3 protein-coding genes and 1 pseudogene are annotated in these 4,161 nt (G+C 30.2%); all 4 read right to left on the bottom strand.

Annotated elements, in window-relative coordinates; genetic code table 11:
* Nucleotides 1-1,024, bottom strand: a pseudogene (locus tag CIGNP85_RS08565) (hypothetical protein); the annotation flags it as partial.
* Nucleotides 1,024-1,242, bottom strand: a complete 219-nt coding sequence (locus CIGNP85_RS08170) for a hypothetical protein (protein WP_086287843.1) — start codon at nt 1,240-1,242, stop codon at nt 1,024-1,026. The gene CIGNP85_RS08170 and the pseudogene CIGNP85_RS08565, both read right to left, overlap by 1 nt.
* 403 nt (nt 1,243-1,645) lie before the next feature.
* Nucleotides 1,646-1,981: a hypothetical protein gene (locus tag CIGNP85_RS08165; protein ID WP_141031754.1), complete on the bottom strand. Its 336-nt coding sequence runs from the start codon at nt 1,979-1,981 to the stop codon at nt 1,646-1,648.
* Between the two features lie 22 nt (nt 1,982-2,003).
* Nucleotides 2,004-3,092, bottom strand: coding sequence for a replication initiation protein (locus CIGNP85_RS08160; RefSeq protein WP_086287840.1), 1,089 nt, complete (start codon nt 3,090-3,092; stop codon nt 2,004-2,006).
* Nucleotides 3,093-4,161 lie beyond the last annotated feature (1,069 nt).

Raw genomic sequence — 4,161 nt, 5'->3', positions numbered from 1 at the left:
GTTTTTCAACCAAATTTTGAAACCACACTTCAAGCTCTTTTTTATTATCAAATCGCAATTTTTTCTTTTCAAGATTGATTTCTTGAAAGAATTCTTTGCTAAATCCTTGATTTTTGCTATCTTTTCGCAGTTGCTCAAGCTCTTTTTTTAACTCAGCTTTGCTTAGCTTTTCTTGTTCTAGTTCTTGATTTTTAGCTTGTATTACTTTGTCTTTTTCTTTGATATCAGCTTCTAATTTATCAATTCTATCATATAAGATTTCTTTGATTTTGTTTTCTCGCTCTTGTGCTTCTTGCTTGATTTGCTCTTTTAATCGTTTTTTTGATAGTTTTTCATCTTCTAATTCTTGATCTTTATCTTGAATTACTTGATTTTTAGCTTGTATTACATTGTCTTTAGCTTCTAATTCTTGTTTTAATTTTCTTGTGTTTTTGCGTTCTTGCTCTTTCATCTGAGCGTATTTGCGTGGTTCTATGCGTTCTCGTTTTGAAATTCGCTTGTCTTGTCCCCTTTCCATTTTCAAAATTTTCGCTACTTCATCTTGGATTTCTCGCAAAATTTTTGGACTGATAAGCTCTCTGCGATACATATTTTTGCCATTTTCTTTATTTAAAGTTACGAATTCTAAATGGGCGTGATGATTTATTTCTTTTTCGCCGTTGTCGTTTATGTGTCCTTCATCTCTATGAATAGCGATTTGATAGCACTGAAAGCCATATTTTTGCTCAAAATGCTCTGCTAATCGCTCTAAATCTTGCATAGTTGTATCAGACTTTATATTTACAACTGCACTCCATTCATATGATTTTGCCTTGAATTTTGGGGCTTTTTCTGATTTTTTTTCGTTATATGTCTCAATAGCGTTTTTTATGATTTGATTTCTTAATTTGAGTGCTTCTCTATGGTTGCGATTTACTTCGCAACCATCATCAGATATTAAATAATTTGGCTTTAAATCTCTATCATTGTGCCTTGTTTGTATCGCATTTGATTTTTTAAAATTTATACTAGATATAGCACTCATTATTCTGCCACATTTTCAAGTTCTGATTCTTCCATATTCCACTTTTTTGTTAGTAGTTTTTTGATGATAATCTTTTTTTTGATTTCTTTTTGTAGTTTGTTTTTTAGTCTTGTTTGCTCTGCTTCAAGCTTTATTTCATTTTTTTCTATATTGTCAAGCATTGCTTTAAGCTGTCGTTCGCTTTTTTGGTTTAGCTTTTCGATTTGAGCTTGTGTCATATTGTATCCTTTTTTAAAAATTATGCTATAATTTGAACTTGTGAAATTATATCATAATTTTTTCTCTTTTTTGCTAAAAATGTTTGAGCTTGTCGAAAATATTTTAAGCAAAAAAGCAAACTACCATACAAATGGCACTGCCATTATGTTTGGATAGTTTGCAAACTATCCAAACATAAAAAAGGCTAAGCCATTTTTATGAGTGGTAGTTTGCCACTGCGTGGGGCAATTTTCAATTTAAATAATTTTCACAAGTTCAAAGTATTTTAAATTGAAAATATCATTTTCAAAAATATTTCTCACAAGTTCGATATTTTTTTGAAAATGAATTAATTTGCAAATTATCCACCATTGAAAAGGCATTGCATTTTTATGAGTGGTAATTTGCAACTGCGTGGGGCTATTACATATCTTTCACTAATTCGCTTAAATCTGCTAAATCAGTAGCTAAATCTTTTTTATTTTCATCGCTTAAATTTTCGCTTTCAGTTTGTTCAATTTTTGGTAATAATTCATCATCACTTAAAAGCAAATTTTCATCAATCTTAATATCTAAATTTAACGCACCTCCCCAAGATTTCATAAGCGATAATTTTATCGCATTGGCTCTTTTTTCTCGGTCATTAATTTCAGCTTCAATTTTTTCTAATTGAGAGTATAGAATTTCTCTTTGAGATTGCAAGTCTTTACTCTCTAAATCTAGCCTGTGTAGTAGGTCTGTTAATTCTTTTTCTGTCATAGTGTCTCCTTTAAAATTTGATTTATTGCTTAATCCAACTTTCATAAATTCTCTTAAATTCTCTTAGTTTATCTTGCTTATCTTGCCAAACGAGCGTGGGCAATTGCTCTTGTTTTTCTTTTTCATAAAAATAATTTACTGCATAGTAAATCCCATTAGCAATTTTTTGAATAAAATTATCTCTATTTGGAGTTCCAAAAATTACATATGAGTCGTTATACTCATCACCACCCTTTAAAGTAAAGTAATTGCCATCAATTTCAATATCTTTAATTTTATGAGGTTTTGTATCGTTCTCATTAGTCAAATAATAGCAATTTATAAATACATTGAAGGTTTTCCATTTTTTAAATCTTTTTATTAAATCAGTTGTAAAATCTTTTGACATTTGTTCGCTTTTATTATAAAAATGTAGTCTAAATTCAGTAATTTTTTTACCTTGTTTAGCGATTATTTCTGGCTCACTTACATATAAATCGCTTTTAGCATTTATTTCATCTATAGCTGGTTTTAAAACTTTTTGATAAAATCTTGTATAGCTGTCATAGCTCTTTGGTAATTCTAGCATTTTATTTAAAGCTTCGATTTTAAAATCTCTTTGAGCCATTTTGCGATAGTCCTTTAAAAGAGCGTAAAATCTTATAGCGTATTTGCTATCAAAGCTTTTAATATATTTTACTTGCTGAATTTTAGTAAAGCGTTTTAGCTCTAGTAAAAAGGGGCTAAAATCTTGATTAAATTTTATAGCTATCTTTTGCTCTTTAGATTTGTAGTGCATTCTTGAAAAGATTGTATAGCCGATATAATCGCCCATATCTTGTTCAATTTCAAAAACTTGCCTTAACAAACGCTTACAAAGCTTTATCACTTGCTCTCTATTGGTATCGCTAATATTTAAAGCTTTTGAGAATTCGCTTACACTGATTTCATACTCTTTAAATTCTGTATCGTTCATTTGTATGAGTGTAGAAACTTGGTAAAAAGTTTTTAATTCTAATGCTGTCATTTTTGTTCTAGCGTGTGTAATAGCACTGCTTACATTGCTTTGATTTCTTGTAAAACCCTCTTTTAGCTCGATTATATCGGTATTATCAGTCCTTTTTTTTGCCATAACTCTCCTTTAAAATTTCGCATTAAAAAAGTTACTTTTCGATATTATACCATAAAAATAGTAACTTTTATTTAAAAAAGTTACTTTTCTATCAAATTTCGCATTAAAAAAGTTACTTTTCTATCAAATTTCGCATTAAAAAAGTTACTTTTCGCATTAAAAAAGTTACTTTTCGTTCCCGCAAACTACCATAAAATCAATGTTTGAATATGCCGACATATTCAATACATATGTATTATATTTTACATACTCGCAACTTCAATTTTTTTGCTCAATTTTTCTCAATTTTTTGCCTTTTTCTTTGGTGTTTTTTGATTTCATTTCACTCATCAAAAAAAATAAGGTAAATCAAAAATCAGAGATTTTTGAACTTTTATTTTTACCACACGCTCCAAAAGAGCGTGTATTTTAATCGGTGCAAACTTGCTACCTGGCATTTTTTCGCTACGCTCAAAAAAGCAGATTTGCATATGTTCGCTACGCTCACACGACTTGCATATAATCGCTCACTTCGTTCGCTCAATGCAAGTCTCACACATTTAGGGGTAAAAATAGTGTTGTTTTGTGTGTTGTGTTTGATTTGCTATCCATCACCACCACACAAAAAAGCACAAAAATACGCAAAAAATCATTAAAACGCAAAATTAAGCGTTTTATGGGGTGGGGGTGGTATGTTTGTATGGGTTAGAGTGTTTTTTTGGATTTAAAGGGGTATTTTGTGCGTTTATGAGTGTTTTTCCCTTTTCTTTTTTCTAAGTGCGAAAAAATTGAGCGATTGAAAATAGTCAAGAGTTGCGAAGTGAAACGAGCAATCCACAAGCAGTGCAACGCACTGCGACGCTCTTGACAATTTTCAAGAGTGAGATACAATGTAGCACTAAAAAAAAGAAAAGGGAAAAATCAGGCAGGATAACCCTTTATGTATATAGTAAAACCTTATTAAATACCGATTTTATCGGTGTTTTCTGATTTTTGGTTTGTTGTCTTCTTGTGTTTTGTCTTCGTTTTTGTGGATTAAGATTTTATCTATACCTAAATCATCGTGATCATTTTCTTGATCTTGCTCTGA

Origin of the sequence: Campylobacter sp. P0085 (assembly GCF_002139495.1) — a bacterium.
Lineage (GTDB): Bacteria > Campylobacterota > Campylobacteria > Campylobacterales > Campylobacteraceae > Campylobacter > Campylobacter devanensis.
Note: the sequence above shows the minus strand (reverse complement) of the source record. Positions and strands in the feature narration are given on the sequence as shown.